Origin of the sequence: Caballeronia sordidicola, from assembly GCF_000729995.1 — a bacterium.
Classification (GTDB): domain Bacteria; phylum Pseudomonadota; class Gammaproteobacteria; order Burkholderiales; family Burkholderiaceae; genus Caballeronia; species Caballeronia sordidicola_A.
This window is the reverse complement of sequence record NZ_JNFG01000216.1, coordinates 16,064-37,191: the sequence shown is the minus strand read 5'-3', so window position 1 is coordinate 37,191 and position 21,128 is coordinate 16,064. Positions and strand designations below refer to the sequence as shown.

General features: G+C 57.1%; 20 protein-coding genes and 1 riboswitch. Of the genes, 14 read left to right on the top strand and 6 right to left on the bottom strand.

All coding sequences use genetic code 11. The features are described 5' to 3' along the window. The first annotated feature begins 26 nt into the window (after positions 1-26). On the top strand, positions 27-1,355 hold the full coding sequence (locus FH08_RS0147925; protein ID WP_031365185.1) for an MFS transporter: 1,329 nt from the start codon (positions 27-29) through the stop codon (positions 1,353-1,355). 157 nt (positions 1,356-1,512) lie between these two features. Here FH08_RS0147925 and FH08_RS0147920 read toward each other — a convergent pair whose 3' ends face one another. Then, positions 1,513-2,304 (bottom strand): hypothetical protein, encoded by a 792-nt coding sequence (locus tag FH08_RS0147920; RefSeq protein ID WP_031365184.1) that lies wholly within the window; start codon positions 2,302-2,304, stop codon positions 1,513-1,515. A gap of 177 nt (positions 2,305-2,481) precedes the next feature. Then, entirely contained in the window at positions 2,482-2,910 is a 429-nt protein-coding gene (locus FH08_RS0147915) for a thiol-disulfide oxidoreductase DCC family protein (RefSeq protein ID WP_051889088.1), read from the bottom strand. A 118-nt stretch (positions 2,911-3,028) separates the two neighbouring features. Here FH08_RS0147915 and FH08_RS0147910 point away from each other — a divergent pair, with 118 nt between their 5' ends. The 6 genes from FH08_RS0147910 to FH08_RS0147885 all read left to right on the top strand — a co-directional run bounded on the left by FH08_RS0147910 (position 3,029) and on the right by FH08_RS0147885 (position 10,555). Beyond that, on the top strand, positions 3,029-3,562 hold the full coding sequence (locus tag FH08_RS0147910; RefSeq protein WP_031365182.1) for a GbsR/MarR family transcriptional regulator: 534 nt from the start codon (positions 3,029-3,031) through the stop codon (positions 3,560-3,562). A 90-nt stretch (positions 3,563-3,652) separates the two neighbouring features. Next, the gene (locus tag FH08_RS0147905; RefSeq protein WP_035569156.1) at positions 3,653-4,015 is read left to right on the top strand and encodes a hypothetical protein; all 363 of its coding nucleotides are present in this window, start codon (positions 3,653-3,655) and stop codon (positions 4,013-4,015) included. 8 nt (positions 4,016-4,023) lie between these two features. Then, positions 4,024-5,274 carry an SDR family oxidoreductase gene (locus FH08_RS0147900; protein ID WP_031365180.1) on the top strand — a complete coding sequence of 417 codons (1,251 nt, stop codon included), beginning with the start codon at positions 4,024-4,026 and terminating at the stop codon, positions 5,272-5,274. Further along, positions 5,271-5,741 (top strand): DUF2269 family protein, encoded by a 471-nt coding sequence (locus FH08_RS0147895; RefSeq protein WP_031365179.1) that lies wholly within the window; start codon positions 5,271-5,273, stop codon positions 5,739-5,741. Before FH08_RS0147900 ends, FH08_RS0147895 begins: the two co-directional genes overlap by 4 nt. 1,178 nt (positions 5,742-6,919) lie before the next feature. Then, positions 6,920-9,001: an acyltransferase family protein gene (locus FH08_RS0147890; RefSeq protein ID WP_031365178.1), complete on the top strand. Its 2,082-nt coding sequence runs from the start codon at positions 6,920-6,922 to the stop codon at positions 8,999-9,001. 242 nt (positions 9,002-9,243) lie between these two features. Continuing rightward, positions 9,244-9,325, top strand: a riboswitch (ZMP/ZTP riboswitch). A 39-nt stretch (positions 9,326-9,364) separates the two neighbouring features. After that, positions 9,365-10,555, top strand: a complete 1,191-nt coding sequence (locus FH08_RS0147885; RefSeq protein WP_031365177.1) for a phosphoribosylaminoimidazolecarboxamide formyltransferase — start codon at positions 9,365-9,367, stop codon at positions 10,553-10,555. A 250-nt stretch (positions 10,556-10,805) separates the two neighbouring features. On the opposite strand, the gene FH08_RS0147880 is transcribed toward FH08_RS0147885, so the two are convergent. The 3 genes from FH08_RS0147880 to FH08_RS0147870 are packed head-to-tail and all read right to left on the bottom strand — an operon-like array spanning position 10,806 to position 13,513. Next, the gene (locus FH08_RS0147880; protein WP_051889086.1) at positions 10,806-12,011 is read right to left on the bottom strand and encodes a multidrug effflux MFS transporter; all 1,206 of its coding nucleotides are present in this window, start codon (positions 12,009-12,011) and stop codon (positions 10,806-10,808) included. Between the two features lie 45 nt (positions 12,012-12,056). After that, positions 12,057-12,731, bottom strand: coding sequence for a glutathione S-transferase family protein (locus FH08_RS0147875; RefSeq protein ID WP_200878894.1), 675 nt, complete (start codon positions 12,729-12,731; stop codon positions 12,057-12,059). Positions 12,732-12,760: 29 nt separating this feature from the next. Further along, a complete protein-coding gene (locus FH08_RS0147870) occupies positions 12,761-13,513 on the bottom strand; it encodes an SDR family NAD(P)-dependent oxidoreductase (protein WP_031365174.1) in 753 nt (250 codons plus the stop codon). A gap of 212 nt (positions 13,514-13,725) precedes the next feature. On the opposite strand from FH08_RS0147870, the gene FH08_RS0147865 reads away from it, so the two are divergent. The 3 genes from FH08_RS0147865 to FH08_RS0147855 all read left to right on the top strand — a co-directional run bounded on the left by FH08_RS0147865 (position 13,726) and on the right by FH08_RS0147855 (position 16,184). Continuing rightward, positions 13,726-14,640: a LysR substrate-binding domain-containing protein gene (locus tag FH08_RS0147865; protein ID WP_326929024.1), complete on the top strand. Its 915-nt coding sequence runs from the start codon at positions 13,726-13,728 to the stop codon at positions 14,638-14,640. 538 nt (positions 14,641-15,178) lie between these two features. Then, positions 15,179-15,430 carry a hypothetical protein gene (locus tag FH08_RS0147860; RefSeq protein ID WP_031365172.1) on the top strand — a complete coding sequence of 84 codons (252 nt, stop codon included), beginning with the start codon at positions 15,179-15,181 and terminating at the stop codon, positions 15,428-15,430. 226 nt (positions 15,431-15,656) lie between these two features. Then, a complete protein-coding gene (locus tag FH08_RS0147855) occupies positions 15,657-16,184 on the top strand; it encodes a GNAT family N-acetyltransferase (RefSeq protein ID WP_031365171.1) in 528 nt (175 codons plus the stop codon). 171 nt (positions 16,185-16,355) lie between these two features. Here the strand turns inward: FH08_RS0147855 and FH08_RS0147850 are convergent, their stop codons facing one another. After that, entirely contained in the window at positions 16,356-17,264 is a 909-nt protein-coding gene (locus FH08_RS0147850; RefSeq protein ID WP_031365170.1) for a LysR substrate-binding domain-containing protein, read from the bottom strand. Between the two features lie 227 nt (positions 17,265-17,491). Between FH08_RS0147850 and FH08_RS0147845 the strand changes: the two genes are divergently transcribed. Genes FH08_RS0147845 through FH08_RS0147830 form a run of 4 tightly spaced genes read left to right on the top strand, consistent with a single transcriptional unit; the run spans position 17,492 to position 21,113 of the window. After that, positions 17,492-18,382: an amino acid ABC transporter permease gene (locus tag FH08_RS0147845; RefSeq protein ID WP_051889095.1), complete on the top strand. Its 891-nt coding sequence runs from the start codon at positions 17,492-17,494 to the stop codon at positions 18,380-18,382. Positions 18,383-18,384: 2 nt separating this feature from the next. Further along, positions 18,385-19,188 (top strand): amino acid ABC transporter ATP-binding protein, encoded by an 804-nt coding sequence (locus FH08_RS0147840; RefSeq protein ID WP_081889885.1) that lies wholly within the window; start codon positions 18,385-18,387, stop codon positions 19,186-19,188. Between the two features lie 51 nt (positions 19,189-19,239). Beyond that, positions 19,240-20,556, top strand: coding sequence for an LLM class flavin-dependent oxidoreductase (locus FH08_RS0147835; protein WP_031365167.1), 1,317 nt, complete (start codon positions 19,240-19,242; stop codon positions 20,554-20,556). Positions 20,557-20,606: 50 nt separating this feature from the next. Further along, positions 20,607-21,113: a flavin reductase family protein gene (locus FH08_RS0147830; RefSeq protein WP_031365166.1), complete on the top strand. Its 507-nt coding sequence runs from the start codon at positions 20,607-20,609 to the stop codon at positions 21,111-21,113. Positions 21,114-21,128 lie beyond the last annotated feature (15 nt).

Here is a 21,128-nt window from a genome sequence, read left to right as displayed (position 1 = left end):
GGCCCGCAACGCACCTGGAGCGAGACATGAAAAAATCCCTCACTGCCGATGGCATCCCTTACGCGAGCGCTGCGACCGATGAACACCTGATGTTTCGCAAGGTCGCGTGGCGCATTATTCCCTTTCTGTTCCTCTGCTACGTCGTGTCGTTTCTGGACCGGATCAATATCGGCTTTGCCCAGTTACAGATGAAGCACGATCTCGGGTTCAGCGACGCCATGTACGGACTCGGCGCGGCAGTGTTTTATGTCGGCTATGTTCTTTGCGAAGTCCCAAGCAATATGCTGCTGGTCAAGTTCGGCGCCCGCAGGACGTTCACCCGCATCATGCTTCTGTGGGGGCTGGCGTCGGTATGCATGATGTTCGTGTCGAAGCCGGTCCACTTCTATGTGTTGCGGTTCATGCTTGGGGTGTTCGAAGCCGGCTTCTTCCCGGGCATCGTTCTGTACCTGACCTTCTGGTTTCCCGCTAACCGTCGCGCCGCCATGATGTCTGTCTTCTTTGCGGGCGTGGCCGTGGCCGGCGTGCTCGGCGGGTTGTTCTCCGGATGGATCATGCGCGACATGGGTGGCGTAATGGGCCTGTTCGGCTGGCAGTGGATGTTTGCCATCGAAGGGGCGCCAGCTGTAATCCTTGCGTTCATCGCGTTGCTCTATCTCGTGGATAAACCCCACGCAGCCACCTGGCTCACCGCAGCCGAAAAGGACCGTCTGGTTGCTCTCTGCGCACAGGGACAGGCAAAGGACAGTGCGCATGACGTACGCAGTTTCGCCGCGGCATTGCTCAACCCCCGTGTTTATCTGTTCGCGTTCATCTACTTTTCGCTGACGTGTGCGTCTCTCACGCTGAACTTCTGGATGCCGCTCATGATTCGCGATTTCGGAATCAAGGATGTCGTCTCGGTCAGTCTCTATACGGTGGTTCCGAATGCGATTGGCGCGATTGGTCTCGTTCTGATTGCGCGTCGTTCGGACCGTACTGGCGAGCGACGCAAGCACTTCGCGTTCTGCACCATCGCCGGGGGCCTGGCGCTTGCCGCACTGACCCTGCACTTGAACAGCTTTCCCGCCATGCTGGCGATTCTTTCCCTCGCGGCCGTCTTTATCTTCGCCGCGTTGCCGATCTTCTGGTCTGTTCCGCCGAGCTACTTGTCGGGCAACGCCGCGGCCTCGGGGATTGCATTTATCAGCAGTATCGGGATCACGAGCGGCATCGTGAGTCCATGGGTGATCGGTCAAATTCGCACGAGCACGGGAAGCATGGACCTCGCCATCTATCTGCTCGCCGGCCTTCTGATGCTGAGTGGAATCGCGCTGATGGCGGGCGTCAAGGCGGACTTCGCGAAGCAGGGATGAGCCATTCCTATATGGTTGCCACACTTCGAACAATTCCTTGCTCCGCTGGTGCCGATGAAACAGGTGCGCCCGCCTGGAAATGATTCATGAGCTGAAGGTTACGAGGGGAGTATCAGGACGAGCGGATGAACCTTGTGAGGGCGTCTCGCGCTTCCCTCTAGGTGCCTTGGCGCTGTGCGACCAACTCCACCGCGTAGCGCCGATAGATCCACCCCGAACCGGCCCCGGAGACGATCAACCCCGGAACCAGGATGATAACCAGCGCGAGTTCCATCACGGGGCCGTGGCGACCATCGTTAATTGCAAATGCGATTAATCCTGCGATCCCTTCGACCAGGATCGCACCCCCGCACAGCGTTACAACAATCCCAAGATGGGTACCTACAATGGTCATGCAGCGCCCGCGCGTGTCGCGCCAGGCTGCTCGCCAACTGAGTGGCTTGCCGATCGCGACATGACTGGGTAACAGGCTGAGTCTCACATTTACCCAGACTGCGACGATCACGATGACAAAGCCGCTTGTCGAGTACAAGGCACGCTCATGCCCGTGAATTCCGAGTAAGTGCAATGCAATTACGATGAAGGTCATGCCAACTATCGTCGCAATGATAATGGACGCGAGGAGGCCATACGCCAGCCCGCAATAACGCCAGTAATTGCGGCCAGCGAATGCGCTGAAAGTGGTCGCTTCATCACCGAGCAGCACATAGCGTACGGCCTGCACCACGATGGCATTCATGAGCAGGACGCTTATCAGCCACAATGCACCCATCGCGAGCATCACTGAAATGGAATGCGGTACGGGAATGGCCCTCAACTCATCCTGAGCGATGCGAATGAAGAAAATCGCCGCGATGGATGTGACGACGAATAAGGGGCGCTGCCGCGCCAAGTTCCACCCGTCGCGCCATGCGCCAGCAATACACTCTTCGAATGTGAATTTTTGCATCCCATTTCCTTTGTGCCATTTCGATGGCGTTCTTCTAGCGTGGGGTGTAAAGACGTGAACGCACCCAAATGCGTTCGGCCGGCGTGGGTCGTCACTTGCCGATTGCAGGAGACATCGTGCGGTCAATATCGACGGTTCGGTATGCTCGCCTATTGCGACTAACGAGCCAAGACTTATTTATTTCCAGAATGGATTTCGATCCACAGAACACGTCCCACTACTGCATGTCGCGACAGGCTTGAGTCCGAGCATCGATGAGATTCGTTGGCGATTATCGGCAAAGCTCCGGTAGAGCAATCGAAACACCGGCCGCAACGGTCGCACACGCAACGGTGCGACCATCCAGCCTCGGTTTACCAGTGTATATGCCGCGATCATGCTATCGATTCCCACTAGACATTCCCCCGATGAAGTCCAGCCATGCAGTTCCCGGTTGAGGGCTGCCAGGTCCTTGCCGAGCGGCGCAGGATCGAAACCCTCTTCTGCGATATCGATAAACTTCAGCTTGCCCAGCCGGTCCCAGCTTTCCAGGCGCCGCATTTCGGCCGCGCAGAAGTAGCAGGGGCCGTCGAAGTAAAGCGTCAGCGATTCGGTCATCGTGATCATTTTTCGCACCTTTTCTGTCAGAAATTTCTGTCTATACAGAAATATACCTGCCAGGAAGACGCGGTCAAGCGTTATTTCTCTCTTGACAGAAATAACGGAAATAACTAGAGTCCAATTCATGAAACTCACACCGATAGCCGAACGATTCATTCTTCATTGGGGCGAAATGGGTTCCCGATGGGGCGTCAACCGCACAGTTGCCCAGATTCATGCGCTGTTGTATCTGCTCGGCCGGCCAGTGGCAGCCGACGAAATCGCGGACACGCTTGGCGTTGCGCGATCCAATGTCAGCAACAGTCTGAAGGAGCTGCAATCGTGGCGGCTTGCACGCGTCGTTCACGTGATGGGGGACCGGCGCGACCACTTCGAGACATCGACCGACATATGGGAGTTGTTCAAGCTGATCGTCGAAGGGCGGCGCCAGCGCGAGATCGACCCGACGCTCACAATGCTGCGGGATAGCCTCATGAGCCCGGAAATCGCCAACGAGAGCAATGAAACCGCCAACCGAATTCGCGACACGCTACGATTTCTCGAAACGCTCACGACCTGGTCCGATGAGATGTTGCGGATGAAACCCGAAACACTGATGAAGACGCTTGGACTAGGCGCCAGAATCAGCCGAACTGTACGAGGCAAGAAGGGAAGCTGAGCGGAAAGTAAGGGCGCGGACGAGATGTCCGCTTTTTTGAATCCTGTTATTTCTGTTCTTACAGAAATAACAGTAATTTAGAGAATAAAAATGAATCTGATCCTGTTGTCGATTTTTCAGTTTGTGTGTCCGGCTGCGCTCGGCGTGATGGTCATGGTGTATCTGCGAAGCGTGACACAGCGCTTGCTGGTGGACCTGTGTGGAACCGTCGATCGCGCGGACTTCTGGGTGCGCGTCACTAGCGTCCTGATGGCCACCGCACCGCTGGCACTGGTCCTGCTGGCGGCGCAGAGCCCACTGCGATGCACGCCCGACGATACCGCCTGCGCACTGAACGTCCTGCGCCAGACAATCATCTTTTCGCTGGTCGGCATTCTCATCTCGGTCGGCATCGTGGCGCGCGTGGTCGGACGCTACGTTCCGCGCGAGCCGCATATTTCCGTCGTCCAGTGAGCACGCGAATGAACATCCTGGTCTGCGGGGCGAATGGTTTTATAGGTCGTGCGCTGTGCACGCGGCTTGAACGCGAGGGTCATCGCGTATTGAGAGGCGTGCGGCATGCCGCGGCGAATGAGGTCCGTATCGACTATGCGAGCGACCTGCGCGCCGAGCAGTGGCTCGCACGGTTGCGTGGCGTTGACGCGGTCATCAATGCGGTCGGCATTCTCATCGAGCGAGGCAGTCAGACATTCGATGCGGTTCATCGGGACGCACCCATCGCTCTGTTCGAGGCGTGCCGTTTGGTGGGTATCAAGCGCGTCGTGCAGATCTCTGCTCTGGGTAGTGAAGACGGCGATACCGCGTATTTTCGGAGCAAGCGGGAAGCCGATATATTTCTGATGAGTTTGCCGATCGACTTCGATGTCGTGCGGCCGGCGCTCGTGTATGGCGCGTCCGGCACATCTGCGCGGTTGTTCCGGACGCTCGCGAGTTTGCCCGTGCACGTGCTGCCCGGCGATGGGGATCAGGTGTTTCGTCCCGTTCACATCAATGATCTGGCCGAGGTCGTCGCGCGTTTGCTCATGAAGCCATCAAGCGATCGGCGATGCATCGATGTCGTGGGCGCAACACTGGTCGACTATCGCAACATGCTCGCGACGTATCGCGCGGCCATGAAGCTTCCGCCCGCAATGTGCATCAAGATCCCTGTGCCGCTTGTCCGGGCAGTCGCAGCCATGGGTAGCTGCTTGCCCGGCTCGATGCTCACGCGCGACACATGGACCATGCTCAATCGTGGAAACACCGCGTCGGACGTGGCAGTCGCGTCGTTGCTCGAGCGACCACCGTTGGGCATCGGGCAGTTTATCGGAGCGGACGCTACAGCGCGGCGGCACGAAGCGCTTGCGTCGTGGCGGCCCGCGATTTTCCGGGGCGCGTTGTCCATTGTGTGGATTTGGACGGCCTTGGTCAGCGCTTTGATCTATCCGAAAGGGGCTGGCCTGGCGCTTCTCGATCACGTCCACCTGCATGGTCTGCTCGCGATCGTTGTGCTTTATCTGGCGTCGGCACTGGATCTTGGCATGGGCGTTGCCACGCTCGTCTGGCCGAGCCGCCGGCTTTGGGCGATGCAGGCGCTCATCGTCACCTTGTATACGATTATCGTCGCGACGACTTTGCCCGCCACGCTGCTGGATCCGCTCGGCCCGGTCCTGAAGAATCTTCCCATCATCGCGCTCCTGATCTCACTTCATAGCGAGGAGTTGCAATCATGAATATCTATCTTGCGGTCAAGGCGTTGCACGTGATCTCATCAGTGCTCCTCGTTGGAACGGGATTCGGTTCGGCTTTCTACATGTACTTCGCCAACCGCACGCAGTCGATCCCAGTGATATCGAACGTCACGCGGTTCGTCGTTCGCGCCGACTGGTGGTTCACGACACCGGCGGCGGTGTTTCAGCCAGTCTCGGGCGTCTGGCTCGCGCATATGGCAGGCTGGCCGTGGAGCACCCCGTGGCTGGCAGGGGCGCTCTCGCTCTACGTGCTCGCCGGGGCGTGCTGGCTGCCGGTGGTCTGGCTGCAACTCCGGCTGGCCAAGATGGCAGAGACGGCGTTTCGCGACGGCTCAAGCACCTTGCCGCAGAAATACTGGCAGTATGCCAAGCTTTGGGAATGGCTCGGATACCCGGCGTTTATCGCCATGGTCGCGGTTTATTTTCTCATGGTGCTCAAGCCGGCATGACCACCAGATGATGCATTCCGGCAGATTGGAGTGTGTGAGTTTGGCCAACAAGGGACGCTCGTCTTTCCACGCCGAAGGCGACATCCGAAGATCAACCTCGGCTTGAAAACGATCATTCAGATAAGCAGGCCGTGATCGGCTGATCAAGCGAATGCCGTTCCAGATTGTTGTCGGGACTGACCGCCTTGGAAGGGAAGTGCCTTGTGTTTGCCGCGAACGGGGGCTTCGTTTACGATCGCCACGCATGGAACTGCAATAGCTTTCCGGCGGAATAAATGCCACATGCCAAGTACACGAATCACGACAGGTAGCTGGGCGAATCAGATTGCGTTGAATATGATCGAAGCGGTGCAGTCGGCGCTCAGAAATCGATCTCGATTTCAAAGTTGACGTCTGAGTTGTCTCGATATTGCTGTTGTTACAATCCCGGTGACGACGCTATGGTTTCCAACACCGATCGCAAGGAAGCGTCCACTTGCGCTTGTGCTTGTGCCTTCGTGGCCGCAGGTCAAAGGGCAGCCTTCGAATGACCGAATAGGCACGCTTATGCCGGCTGTAATAACCCTCTGCCGACGAACCGGCGTAGTTGATTCATGGGGCAGGGTGGGGCCAGGAGCGGCCAGTCGACATCGGTACGTAGTTCGTTGGCAATCGATAAGGAAAGTGAGGCATGAATTGCCACGCATATTGGAAACGCATTGAACAGAAGCAGTATCGACAGCGTTGGCCACGGGTATTGGAGATCGAACGTTCAAAGGCCGGACGTGGAATACGACCGTTCTGTCGATAAGTCGAAATCCTGGGTGGGCAAGCCGGCCTAGGTCATCGTTCGGCCAGTTGCGGACGTTGGCAGCGTCTCCCTGATTTTGAGTAGAAGGCGGCATGGTTTAGCGCCAGCAAGATGCTAGCGAGATGAATTGATGGGGTGTGATGTCGCATTGGCGCGCTTGGTGTTGCAGAGAAACTTTCGAGATTGGCTGTTAGGTTGGCGCGAACGGTTGATCTCGATAGCGGCACACCAAACTCTGGAGCGGGTATCATTCGGGCCGGCATCGAGCAGACCGGTCGTCGGGCCCTCGGGTAAGACCAAGCTAGATATGGCTGCGGCCGACGATCAGGCTGCCCCATTCTTGACTACATCACCGAAATACGATCCAACAAGATCCGCCCTTCCGCCTATGAGTGACACTGTTTCTCCTCGCCGTACCCATCATGCTCAAAGCTATCGTGCGGATGTGGATGGACTTCGCGCTTTTGCTGTCATCGCTGTCATGTTGTGCCACGCTGGTTTCACGACGTTTCGCGGCGGGTTCGTCGGAGTAGATGTCTTCTTCTCGATATCGGGTTTTGTCGTCACCAATTCGATAGTTGATGATCTGAATCGGAACGCGTTTTCGTTCAAAGAGTTTTATGCCCGTCGCGGGAAGCGTCTGATTCCAGCGCTTTATGCGATGCTGGTGGCGACCTTCGTATTCAGCCTGCTGTTTTGCGTACCTGAAGACACGTTTCGGCTCGGAAAAAATATCCTTGCTGTCGCGACCATGACGTCCAATATCTTCTTGGCCAAGCAAACAGGATACTTTGCTCCTGAGGCAGCCGACCAACCGCTCCTGCACACATGGTCGCTGTCGGTTGAAGAGCAGTTCTACATTGTGTTGCCGCTACTCCTGGTCGGTCTCTATCGAAAAGCGAGAAGGTGGACGACTCCTGCTCTTGCCGCACTGGCGATCGCTTCGTTCGCGTTCGCAGTGCTGGAGGCGCATCGGGGATCCACCGGCGCGTATTATTTTGCTCAGTATCGCGGTTTTGAGTTTCTGATCGGATCTCTTCTGGCCGTATTCGAGAAAAGGCGTGCGGCGGCGAAAGCGGTTATCTTCGATGCCGTGTTCGTTGCGGGTATAGCGCTGATACTGGCAGGCGTATTGGGCGTCAGCGTGGCATCGCAATTTCCGGGGCTCGGTGCAATCGTCCCTTGCGGGGGAGCGCTGATCCTTATCTACAGTGGTCGGCGCGCTCGATACGCTCATGCTCTCTTGTCGAATCGCGTTGCTGTTTTCCTTGGCAAGATCTCGTATCCAATCTACCTGTGGCACTGGCCGATGTTTTTTGCCTTCAGGCGATTTGGTGCGCAGAGCGCGGTGGCTCTTGCGGTGGCAATGATTGCCACATTGGGACTCGCAGCGCTCACTTATTGGGTAATCGAGCGTCGAGCGCAACGCGTGTCAATGGGTGCTAATAAGACACTGCTGGCCTTCATTGCAGCCCCTCTGCTTGCGGCTGGCATTGTTGCGGGTATCGGCAAACTGACAGACGGTTTCTTGTTCGCTTATCCCGCCAGAATTCAAGCAGATGTCCACTGGTCGGGCACCGCGCTTTTTGACATGCCGCGAGCCAAGGATTGTTGGTCGAAGGTGGGGGTGACCGCCGCAACGGTCTGCACGCTGGGCGATCCGGCGAGCTCCGATAAGGCGGTCCTTTGGGGGGACTCGCATGCGTATCATTTGATTTACTTCTTCGACAAATTAGGAAAGGCAAGGCACATCGCGGTCCACGACCTGGCGTTGACGCTTTGCCCTCCGATCGAGAATGAACCGTTGCACGCGGGCTATCCGCCCTACGAGGACATTCATCAACAATGCGTTGCTCACAACCGCGAGGTTATGAAATATGTGATGTCGAACGATGAGATCAAAACCGTGTTTATGGCGTCCGCGTGGCAAAACTATCAAAACTATGCCACCGGGGAGAACGTGCAGCCAAGTGGACACGGATTCATGCCGGGCCAGTTGGAAAGGGAGTTGGGAAACACAATAGGGAAGCTCGTCGCAGCGGGAAAGCGCGTGGTGATAGTGAACGACGTGCCAATGATCCCGAACGAGTTGATCAACTGCGCGTTCTACAACGACTTGTTCTTCCCGGTTCAAAAGCGTGCGTGCCAATTCGATGCCCGCATTGCCCAGGATCAGCACGAGCCGATCAAAGCCATGCTGGACAGATTGAAGGACCGATATCCGCCGGTCGCTATCATGCACACGTTCGATGTTCCGTGCAGTAATGGGATATGCAAACTCGACTTTGACGGTCTGCCCATCTATCGCTACAACGACTATCATCATCTAAGCCTTGCCGGTAGCTCGTTATATTTCGGAAAGTATGTCGAGAAACATCCGGGCGAGGTAAGCGAGATATTCGGCGATGGCGACGGAAGGATGCAAGCGAGCAATGGCAACGTCGCAGTTACCAAAGTGGGCAGCCAATAGCATCCAGCCCCGCTAAGCAAACATCGCATGCGGGACCCTGCGACTGGCTGCTTTATGGACAATCGAAGGACCGCAGTGGCTCGACTACGGCTGTTCGACATCGGACCGAGGTCCGTCAGGGGGAGACGATCAGCGATGTCGCTTCCAATGGTCGAGGTTTAACCGCTGCGGAATTTCCCGGTCGGCGGAATACGCTCGTTGCGCGTGATCGAGCTCCAGATTTTTCCGAGGCTGCTAAACTTCGGTGTCCGCGTAACTGGCGAAAAATGGGGTTCACCATTGGGGAGCGCGGATTCTATCTGGCCGTTCGCCTGGGCCGCCGACAGTCGTCGGTACACCCTGTTTGAAAGACGCGGATACAAAATGCCCGACAATCCCCGCAATACCCTCGACCTCAGGTACGGAATCAATCCGCAGCGGACCGAAGCGGCACTCATCTCCGGGGCGAACTCCACGCCGCTTGTGTTGCTCTCGGGGTCCCCCAGCTATATCAATATCCTGGATGCCCTGAGAGGTTGGGCACTGGTGCGAGAATTGAGACGCCGTTTTGACCTTCCAGCCGCGGCATCTTTCAAGCATGTGAATCCCGCTGGGGTTGGACTCGGCGGTGATGCGCTCGACGATAACTACCTGCAAACTCATTTCCTTACAGCTGAATCGCTCTCGCCACTGGCGATTGCTTATTTACGTGCTCGCCACGGAGATAGGATTTCTTCGTACGGCGACTTTGTGGCATTGAGCGACGTTGTCGACGTTTCAACAGCCCGGGTCCTCAAGAATGTTGTGTCAGATGGTGTGATAGCGCCGGGCTACGAGCCCGCCGCCCTGGCAATCCTTAAGACCAAGCGCGCTGGCCGGTTCGTCGTGGCCGCGATTGATGCCGGGTACGAACCGACCGGGCCAGATGTCCGAGACGAGTTCGGTCTGATGCTCACTCAGAACCGCGATCCTTCGGAGGTCCCTGATCCACGGGCCTCGAAGATTGTGACGGCGAATACCTCTCTCGATGTGCGGGCCGCCGACGCGCTTCTATTGGGGGCGATCGTCGCCAGGCATACCCAGTCCAACGCAGTCGTCGTTGCAACGGACCGGTACACGACGGGTATTGGCGCCGGCCAGCAGTCCCGTATCTCAGCCACAAAGATTGCCTGCGAAAAGGCGGAAGCATACCTGCTCTATGATCATCCCAAGGTGCTGGGGTTGCGCTTCCTACCGGAGGTGAGCCGAGTTGAAAAATTCAACACCGTGGAGCTATTCCTTCGGTTCGACTTACTCTATCCCGAAGAGAGGGCGGTGCTGGACACAAAGCTCATTCCTGGATTTGTACCGCTGACTGCCGAAGAACGGCACCTCTGGATTGGAAACAAACGTCGGCTTTGTCTGGCGTCGGATGCTTTCATCCCGTTTCGGGACAATATCGATCGAGCAGCCCGAGCCGGGGTCACACATATCGTGCAAACCGGTGGTTCGACTCGCGATCAGGAAGTGACAGCCGCAGCGAATCAACACAACATTGTGATGCTGCACAGTGGAGCACGACACTTCTTGCATTGAACTGCTGAAGTTACCGTTTTTTATCGGGGATTGATTGCCCGTGTGCAAACGATCGGGCCAGCAACTGCTCATCGCCTATGGCGCGAGTTGAAACGCTGGCCTCTATTTTCTACCGGCTAGTACAACTCGGATTCGCCCTGGCAGCGGTCCTTCTCTGGTCGATGCCCTCCAGCCGGTCGTTCGCCGAATCCACCACTTAACCGGCCGCGCAAGCGTTGTAGCTGCGTGTCGATCCGCTATCCGACAATATCTAGTGCGGAGATAAATTGCTTTCTCCAACTGCTCTCAACTCCAAGATCCATAGCACAAGACCAACAAGTCCAAAAGCCATCTGACCCGCAGCAAGCGAAAGTACTGACCTTTCGAGCGCCGGCGCGACGAAACCCGTTACCAGCGCTGCGAGCAGAACCATCGTGAACGCCTGACAGGAGGCGACGAGGCCCCTTATATTCGGAAACAGGTCCAGCACCATTAACGTTATGCCGGGTGCGATAACCGACATGCCAAACGAGTAAAAGAGGAGCGGCGCTACGGACCAAGGCAATGCTGGTGCGTGAACTGTATGAAAGGCGACGTTGGCGACACTGGAGGCCATCATGATTGCAAAGCCTGCTGCGATCTGTGTACTTTGCGAGACCCTTCCGGCCATGCGCTCAGCACCGAGTGAACCGAGAAAGATGCCGGCGACCAACGGCATGAATTCCCACGCAAAGCCCTCGGAGGTCAGACCCAGGTGCGTACCGAGAAAAACCGGTGCGGCTGCGACATATAAGAAAAGGCCCGCGAAGTTAAACGCAATTGCACCGGCAGCTCGCTGGAATGTGTGCGATGCGAAAACTCGTCGATAGTCGCTCAGCAGTCTTTTCGGTTCGAGCGGACGTCGCTTTTCAAATGGTAAGGACTCCGTGAGGTACCGGAAGCAATACATCAGGAGCGATGCTGTGTAGATGAACAAAAAGACAAAGATTGCTCGCCATTGAAAATTTGTAACAATCCAGCCGCCAAGTACCGGAGCGACCGCTGGCGACAGCGAAAAAATCATGCTGACAAGTGATAACAGGCGTGCGGCGTGCGGGCCGGCATGGAGGTCGCGGATGATGGCTCGACCTACCACGGTCCCAGCGCCGGCTGAGACGCCTTGAAGAACCCGGAAAACCCAGAGCCAGTCGAGGTCGGGCGCCGCTGCACAACCCGCTGACGCAATCGAGAAAACTGCGAGCGAGCCCAGAATGACGTTGCGGCGACCCAATGCGTCCGATAACGCGCCGTGCCACAGGCTCATGATTGCGAAGGCGAACAGATAGGCTGTGAGCGTGAACTGGACCTGATGCGCTCCCACGTTAAATGAACGTTCGATGTGGGAGAACGCAGGCAGATACGCATCGACCGAGAGTGGTCCCAAAAGCGCGAGGCCGCCGAGCATGAAGGCAAGGGAGCTGATCTTTGCTTCTGTCATTGGGTTCAGTCCGGCTGGCTCTGTGTGTGTCGTCACGATTTTTCCTCAGACGGCCGGAATTGCCATTCCTCGTTGAACTGCAGGGCGCGCGCCAACCCGAGCAAGCCAGTCCTGCAAGGCGGGCTTTGCGGCCATGTGTTTGGACAGCACGTCAGCCAGGAACGTATTGGCCGTCACTACCCACGGATAGGCCGCAATATCGGCGATTGAGTATGCGTCGCCGGCCAGGTGGTGATTCCTCGACAACGCGGCTTCCATGACCAGCATCAGGCGGTCTGCTTCGGCGATGAAGCGTCGACTGGCCAATTCCGATTTTTCCTTCGAAAACTTCTCGAAGAAGCCAAGTTGACCAAGCATCGGCCCCAGTCCGCCCACTTGCCAGTTCAGCCATTCCAGTTGCTTGTAGCGGCCGGGACCGCAAGCGTCGAGAAAGCGGCCGTGCCTTTCTGCCAGATAGGTGAGAATCGCACCGCTCTCGAACACAGATAGGGAGCTGCCGTCGGTCAAATCATCAGTGATAGCAGGGATTTTGTTGTTCGGTGAAATCGCGAGAAACTTGGGTGCGAACTGTTCGTTCTTGCCAAGGTTCACAGCATTGACCTGATACGCGATACCGAGCTCTTCCAGCATAATCGAGACCTTCCGCCCGTTGGGGGTGGTCCAGGTGTGTAGCGTAATCATGGGGATCTCAGTGATGATCCCGTGGGTTCCAGGACGCACGAACGCGTCCCGGAACCCACGCGAAAGGCTTAAATTTGTGCGGTACCGCCGTCGACAAACAGTTCGATGCCGTTCACGAAGCTGCTGTCGTCAGATGCGAGGAATGTGACGGCCTTCGCGACTTCGGAGGGTTCGCCCAAACGCCCCATAGGCACTACCGAGGACAGATGTGCGAACAGACCTTCCCGATGCTCTGCGGGAACGAGCTCACCTAGGCCAGGCGTGCGAACCGGTCCCGGGCTGACTGCGTTCACGCGGATGTTCCGGGGTTTCAGGTCGAGCAACCACGAGCGGGCGAAATTACGCACCGCGGCCTTGCTTGCGCTGTAGACGCTGAAATTGGCCGTACCCTTCACCGACGTCGTCGACGCCATCAGAATCACCGAGCTACCATCACGCAGAAGTGGAAGCGCCTTCTGAACGGTGAACAGCACACCCTTGACGTTCACCGAAAAAATTCGGTCGAACTGCTCTTCCGTAATGGAGCCGAGCGGTAGCATGTCGCCGCCGCCGGCGTTCGCAAACAGGACATCGAGGTGACCGCCCTTTGCCGCGATTTCCTGGTACACCCGGTCCAGGTCTTCCAAATTCGAAGCGTCGCCGCGAATGCCCACTGCGGTACCGCCAATTGCCGCGACCGCTGCGTCGAGTTCTGCCTGGCGGCGGCCGGTGATGAACACCTTCGCGCCTTGCGCCGCGAATTCCTGCGCGGATGCCAGTCCAATACCGCTCGTACCGCCAGTTACCAAAGCTACTTTGCCTTCGAGTTTGCGCGTCGTCATGATTGACTCCAGTTCGTTTAGTGAGGCGGTGGTAGGGCTCTACTCGACCGCTGGTGACCACGGAGCTAGCGGTAGATCTCTACTCGATTGCCGGTGACCATTGGGCTCAATGTACGGCCCGCGAATCATTAGAAAAAGTAGCGAAATGCAAAAGCTTTATCTACTGTGGTAGATAATGAAGGTGACTAATCGCCGAGGCCCGACATCGGCATGTGCTCAAAGGGGCGCTATCTTTGGACCAGTTACTCGCAATCCGGGCGTTTGCCCGTGTGGTAGAAGCCGGCACTTTCACGAAGGCAGCCGACTCGCTGCAGATTCCGTTGGCAACCGTGAGCAAGCTCGTGCGCACCCTCGAAAAGCACCTCGGCGTGAAGCTACTGCTTCGTACGACGCGACGGGTCACGGTAACCACGGACGGAGCGGCTTACTACGAGAAAACGGCTGCGCTCCTCCAAAGCCTGGAAGACATTGACTCAAGCTTCCAATCTGCGCAAAGCAAGCCGCGCGGTCATCTGCGTGTCGATATCGGCGGCACGTTTGCCCGCCTGGTAGTTATTCCCGCTCTTCCCGACTTTCTCGCGAAATATCCGGATATCAGCATTGACTTCGGAGTCAGCGATCGACAGGTGGACCTGATTAGCGACAACGTCGATTGTGTTATCCGTAGCGGCGAACTTAATGACCTCTCGCTGGTTGCAAGATTGATTGGTAACGCGCCGTGGGTGACCTGCGCAACTCCCGGCTACCTTGAAAAGCACGGCGTGCCGCGCAAGCCCGGCGATTTGGAAACTGGCCATTCGATAGTTAATTACATATCGACACGAACCGGTCGACCGATGCCGATGAACTTCGCTCGCGGTAAAGAGATAATCGAACTCGCTGTGCCCCATGTCGTGGGGGTGAACGAAAGCAACGCACACTTTGCGGCGGCTCTGGCGGGCCTCGGGATTATTCAGACGTTCAGCTACATGGCGCAATCGCACATCGAAAAAGGTGACATCGTGCCGATTCTCGAGGACTGGAATCCCGCGCCATATCCGTTCTACGTGGTGTATCCGCCCAACCGATATTTAAGCAACCGGTTGAGAGTTTTCATCGACTGGATAGCCGGTCACTTCGTCACATGAACCGTCGAACAGGCCTTGGGAGCATATCGTCGGTCTCTGTTGCGTATTGATGTTCCGTCATTAAACAACGGGCTTTGACCTATGATGGCCGAGGCCGTTTACAACCGGATCTGACTTTTACGTCCGCTTTCAGCAAAGCCGAACTGCTCATGACAGTCGACGGCCTCGGTCCACCGCGTTTTGAACAGGTCGTTACGAAATGGCCGCAAGCGGGACAATATGAACGGCTGTTTGGCAGGACACCCGCCTAGCTATGCGAATCGACGAACGGCCGTTGTACCTTGGGAGCTGCCGTGGAGATCGCGCTGGGTCGGCGGGGCGAAGTGGGTCGTGAGCGGGAGTTCGCCGCGGGGCTCGGGCGTTCAGATGCTGCCAATAATCGCAGGTCTAAGTGCCGGCATGAGCGGTTGCTCCCTATCCATTAGCGGGCGTCTGCTGACCACCGGGGAGGGCGCCAGTCATACTGGATGCGAGCCGCGTTCTCAAGCTGTCCGGCTCGCTATCGTGCGCACCAATCTCATGTGGGAAAATCAAAGTGATGAAGAAGACAAGGATTTCGATCATTCTGTTCGTGCTGGCCGTGCTCAGCCCGCTGGCGCATGCGAGCCTGGCTACAGGTGCCCACGAGTTCAAGAACGATGTCAAGACGGCAGGAAAGAAGAGCGGGCATGTTGCGCGCGATGCCGCGCATGCTGTCGGCCACGGTACGAAGATGGCCGGTCATGCCGTAGCCGATGCAACAAGGCACGGTTATCACGCGACGAAAAAGTTCGTGACAGGGCACGGATAAAGGTCGCTTCGCGGCAACTGAGGCGGCGACTGTAGATCCATGACACGAACAGCCTGTTGCTCGCGTCATGGATGATCGCACTCTTAGCTGAGCCGATATCAAGTGCGACAGCGCCGTCGTTCTGCCGCCAATCTGTGATGTCCAGACCGTGGCCGGCGTTCGCCTGGCAGAATGTAAGGACACGTTGCTAACCTTCGCTCTCGCGCAACCGGTGGAGGGATTAGCAATGACAAGCATGTTCGTCCGTAGGGCAGGCGAATTGGATGTGCCGGCTCTCACGCAAATCCGCAATGATGCACACGCAATGAAAGTGGCGCACGGCGACTATGCGTGGGGCAAGGAAGGAGACGGATTTTCCGAGAGGTGGGTACGAAACAACGTCTCTGAAAAAGAAGTGTATGTCGTTGAGCTGGAAGGCACTCCGGTCGGAACGTTTTCGCTCGATCTGGACGGGGACAATCACTGGGGACCTCAAGAACCGATCGCCGGTTATGTGCATGGGCTTTCTGTGCGGAAAGGCTTTAACGGACGTGGAATCGGGAACTTCATGATTGATTGGTGCGCTAACAAGGTGAGCGGCTTGAACCGTCGATTCGTTCGACTCGACTGCGCCGTCCACAACGCAGGGCTATGCGTCTACTACGAGTCGCTTGGCTTTATCCGCGTAGGACTGTACCCGGAGCCAGAACCCGACGGCTATGTCTGGTCGCTGTACGAAAAACTGGCCCACTCGGTTTCGACCAGACGACCATGAAAATTGACCCTTGTCGGCGATAGATGCGTCGCAAAAACATTCTGAATGAAAAAGATCCGGATTGACCCATTTACTCTCGCAGTAGTGACGGATCTGATTTTGTCTACGCCTTCGCAGAACCTCAAAGAGACCCGAGCGCGAGCGCAAATCCTGGGCGAGAGAAAGACCGCATCACGCCGCAAGAACCGCCGGCCCCAACTCCGCAATTGCAAACTCCCGAACATGAGCGATGAATGACTTTAGCAACAACGGAGCTGGCCGTTGAGATGGCGTCAGCAACGCAAAATCCGTAACAAGCGAAGGCTCAAACGGCTTAAACACGACACCCGAGCCCCGATATCCCCACGCGCTGATCGCGTCGATCACGGAAACACCTGCCCCAGCCTCAACAAAGGCGCAAATCGCATGACCCAATTGGCATTCCATCTGCGCCCTCATCTCGACACCATGCGCCGCAAACAACGCGTCCATCCGCAATCGAGACTCCACACTGCGCGGATGCGCGACAAAACGCTCTCCGGCAAGATCAGCCGGCGTGATGATATCGAGCGCGCATAGCCGGTGCCCTGCCGGCAACGCACACACCATGCGCACGGAAATCAGCCGCTCGCCATGCGCGGTCGCGTGGTTCATGGAAAGAATGGCGAACCCGACATCGCAGCGCTGACCGATCACCCGGTCCACGACCGAGCGTGAAGAGTGCACCGCCAGCGCGATATGCGCCTCCGGGCGCGTCTTCAAGTAATCCGAAATGGCGTGCGGCAAAAAAGAGAGCGCAATCGCAGGCGCGGCTGCAACTTGCAATGTCCCGTGCCGCATGTCCCTGATTTCATCCGCCACCCGCGCAATGCGATCGACTCCGGCCAGCGAGCGTTGCACCTCCTCATAGAGCGCTTGTGCTTCTACCGTTGGATTAAGACGTCCCTTGACGCGGTCGAATAGCTTGAACCTCAGCGAGCTTTCCAGATCGGCAAGAAGACGCGTCGTGGCCGGCTGAGATATGTGAAGCATCTCGCTGGCGAGCGTAACCGTCTGATAAAGCATGACCGCCCGGAAAGCCTCGAGTTGGCGAATTTTCACGGAGACGTCCTATAACAAAACATTATCGTATTCGCAAAATAAAGCATTTCCCATCCGTTTTTTGCCTCCCTATTCTGCATTCATTCCAGATTTTAATGGGCAACGTTTTGTGGGCGCCAGCCGGAATTCCGGGCTTCCGGCCCATAACGGTTCCTATTGAACATCAAGCGATTGGCGGCCATCACACTGCCGATGCGATTCAAATAATCGACAAGGTTCATCGACCTATGCATAAGAACGCCGACTATCAGCAGGAGCAGTTCATGGCGGGAATGAATCAGCAAGGCGAGCCTCCCGTCGACCTGCGCATTCACGCGCGACCGAAGAAATCGGACTGGCTCTGGTATGGGCTGTTCGCTATTGCTCTGGTCCTTTTCTATGAACTGGTTATCGATAACCCTCGCTGGCAGTGGGACGTCGTCGGGCACTACCTGTTCAATAAGCGCGTGCTTGCGGGGCTAGCCAATACGCTGATCCTGACGGCGCTGGCGAGCGTGCTCGGCCTGTTTCTGGGCGCCGTCATTGCTGCGTGCCGCATGGCGGACAATCCCGTGTTGCGCGGCGCGGGCTATTTTTATATCTGGATCATCCGGGCCACGCCGACGCTTGCCATGCTGCTGTTCCTGTTCTTCCTGTCGGCGCTCGTTCCGCGCTTGTATCTGCCCGTACCGTTCCTGCACGCAACTCTGTTCGATATCGACACGAATACCATGATCTCGCGTTTCAGCGCGGCGATCATTGGCCTGGCGATGTATTTGGGCGGACATAGCGCAGAGATCTTTCGCGGAGGCCTTGCATCTGTCGATAAAGGTCAGCGTGAAGCGTGCAAGGCGATGGGCATGAGCGACTTTCGCATGATGGTGCACGTGGTCGTGCCGCAAGCTGTGCGCATCATCATTCCGCCGCTTGCAAACGAACTCATCACCATGTTCAAGAATACGTCGCTCGCCTCGGTCATCGGCTATGTGGAACTGCTCACAACGGTGCAGCTGATTTATTCGACGAACTTCGAAACGATTCCATTGCTCACCGTTGCATGCCTCTGGTACCTGTTCCTCACCAGCCTCGCCATGTGCGGACAAAGTCTTCTTGAACGCCGTTTTGGAAAGGGAGTCTAGTCATGGACGCCTCCAGCATTGCCAAGAATGCGATCGGGCCGGGCAACGCGCTGCTCCAGATTCGGGCGGCCACCAAGCAGTTTGGTGCGTTCACCGCGCTTAACGCCATCGATTTCTCCCTGAACAAAGGGGACGTGGTCGCCATCATCGGCCCATCGGGTTCAGGTAAGAGCACGCTGCTGCGCTGCATCAACATGCTCGAACTGATCGACTCGGGCACGGTGTCCTTCAAGGGCGAAGTGCTCGGCACCGAAATGCGCGGAAATCGCCGCATCCGTTTGCCCAAGAAAGAACTCGACCGGCAACGACGCTATTTCGGCATGGTATTCCAGGGCTTTCACCTGTTCCCCCATTATTCGGCGCTGGACAACGTCCTCGCGGGACCACGCATTGTCGGCCGCGAAGCTCGAAAGGACGTGATCGAGCGTGGACGCGCGCTGCTTGCGCGGGTGGGCCTGGCCGACAAGATGAACCACTACCCCGCACAACTTTCGGGCGGACAGAAGCAGCGAGTGGCAATAGCGCGGGCGCTCGCCATGGAGCCGGAGGTCATGCTCTTCGACGAGCCGACCAGCGCGCTCGATCCCGAACTCGTGAACGAAGTACTCGACGTCATGAAAGGGCTGGCGATTTCCGGCACCACCATGATCGTCGTGACGCACGAAATGGAATTTGCCCGCAAGGTGTCAAACCGCGTGGTCTTCATGGACGGCGGACGGATCGTCGACCAAGGCTCGCCCGAGCATATCTTCAATGGCGGCGGGACCGAACGCACCCGGCGCTTTATCTCGAATATGCCCGATTGAGACGGGCGGCAACGGGTTGTCGACTCAACCCCTGACATAACCGGAGATGTGATGGAACAAGACAAAATGATGCGGATTGGCCTGTCGATGCGTTACCTCGGCTATCACATGGCCGCGTGGCGGCACCCTGATGTGCCTGCAGGCGGCGCAATCGATTTCAAATATTTTCTCGATAGTGCCCGCAAGGCCGAAGCAGCGAAGCTCGACATGATTTTCTTTGCCGACGGTATCGGTGTTCGCGCATCCGATACGCCAAAGGGTTCGCTAACCCGCGATTCGAAGAACGCGGAGCTCGAACCGCTCACACTGCTCGCGGCCATCGGCGCTCACACCTCGAATATCGGACTGGTGGCGACTGCTTCTACTACGTATAACGAACCGTTTCATATTGCCCGAAAATATGCGTCCCTCGACCATATCAGTGGCGGCCGGGCCGGATGGAACGTCGTTACGTCCTGGTCCCAGCAGGAAGCGTGGAATTTTAGCCGCGATGAACATCTGGGCTATGACGAGCGCTATGAGCGTGCCGACGAATTTGTCGATGTTGTCAAAAAGCTGTGGGATAGCTGGGAGGACGATGCGTTCATTCGCAACAAGGAAACGGGTATCTTCTATGCAGAGTCCAAGCTGCATGTCGCCAATCACAAGGGCAAGCACTTCAGCGTCCGGGGCCCATTAAATTCGGCTCGCACGCCGCAAGGGCGGCCTATAGTCGTGCAAGCGGGCGCGGCCGAAGCGGGGCGCGAGCTTGCGGCTAAAAATGCAGACGTCGTATACAGCGCATCCTTCGATATATTGTCGGCACGCAAATACTATGCAGACCTAAAGAGCCGTTTGAGAAAATACGGGAGAACGGCTGATCAGATGCTGATCATGCCAGGCCTTACAACCTATGTTGGAAAGACGAGGCAGGAGGCGCAGGACAAGTACGATCAGTTGCAGGATCTTATCGATCCGTTGAGCGGCCTCGCAATCCTCTACAGCACGCTTGGCGACCTTTCCGGTTATGACCTGGATGGACCCGTTCCGGACATCAGCTCGGGCCCGGTCAGCAGCATTGGGGACGGACTTATCGAAATGGCCCGGCGCGACAACATGACGATCCGCCAGCTGTACAAGCATAGAGCTTCCGGTGGCCGACAGCTCATCGGGACAGCCGCGGATATTGTGGACGACATGGAGACGTGGTTCAGGGAGGGGGCGGCTGACGGCTTTAACCTTTGCCCCGCTATTTTGCCGAACGGCCTGGAAGACTTCGTTGAATTCATCCTCCCTGAGCTTCGCAGACGCGGCCTGTTCCGGACCGAGTACGCGTCGAGTACGTTGCGCGGAAATCTCGGACTCAAGCCGCTGCTGTTTGGCGACTAAGCGCCGCACCGCATGTAGCCCAACACCATGATCAATTTCGAGTAAGAGCCATGCCAATTTCGACCAACGTGAACGCGGACGCTTTCCGCCACGCAATGACGTGCTTTGCCAGCGGTGTCACCGCGATAACCACACGAGAGGCGGGCCTTCCGTCGGGCATGATCGCGACCTCGGTATGCAGCCTGTCCGTGGACCCCGCGACCATGCTGGTCTGCATAAACAAGTCAGCGTCCGCGCACGATGTCATTCTTCGAACGAAAAAGTTTGCCGTGAACTTGCTGTCGGCAGATCAGATGGCGGTCGCGAAGCGCTTCACATCGTCGCGCGGCGCGGAGCGTTTCGAATCGACACAGTGGCAAGACGGCAGCACGGGCTCGCCCACGTTGATCGGTGCGGTCGTCGTATTCGATTGCAACCTGATTGCCGTGCATGATGGTTTCACGCACAGCATTATGGTGGGTCAGCTGGCGGACGCAACCGTCAATGAAGACATGGCGACAGATTGCCTCTTGTGGCACAGGCGCGACTTCGCGCAGAGCACACTAAGGGCGGCGTAATCGGGTCAATGCAGT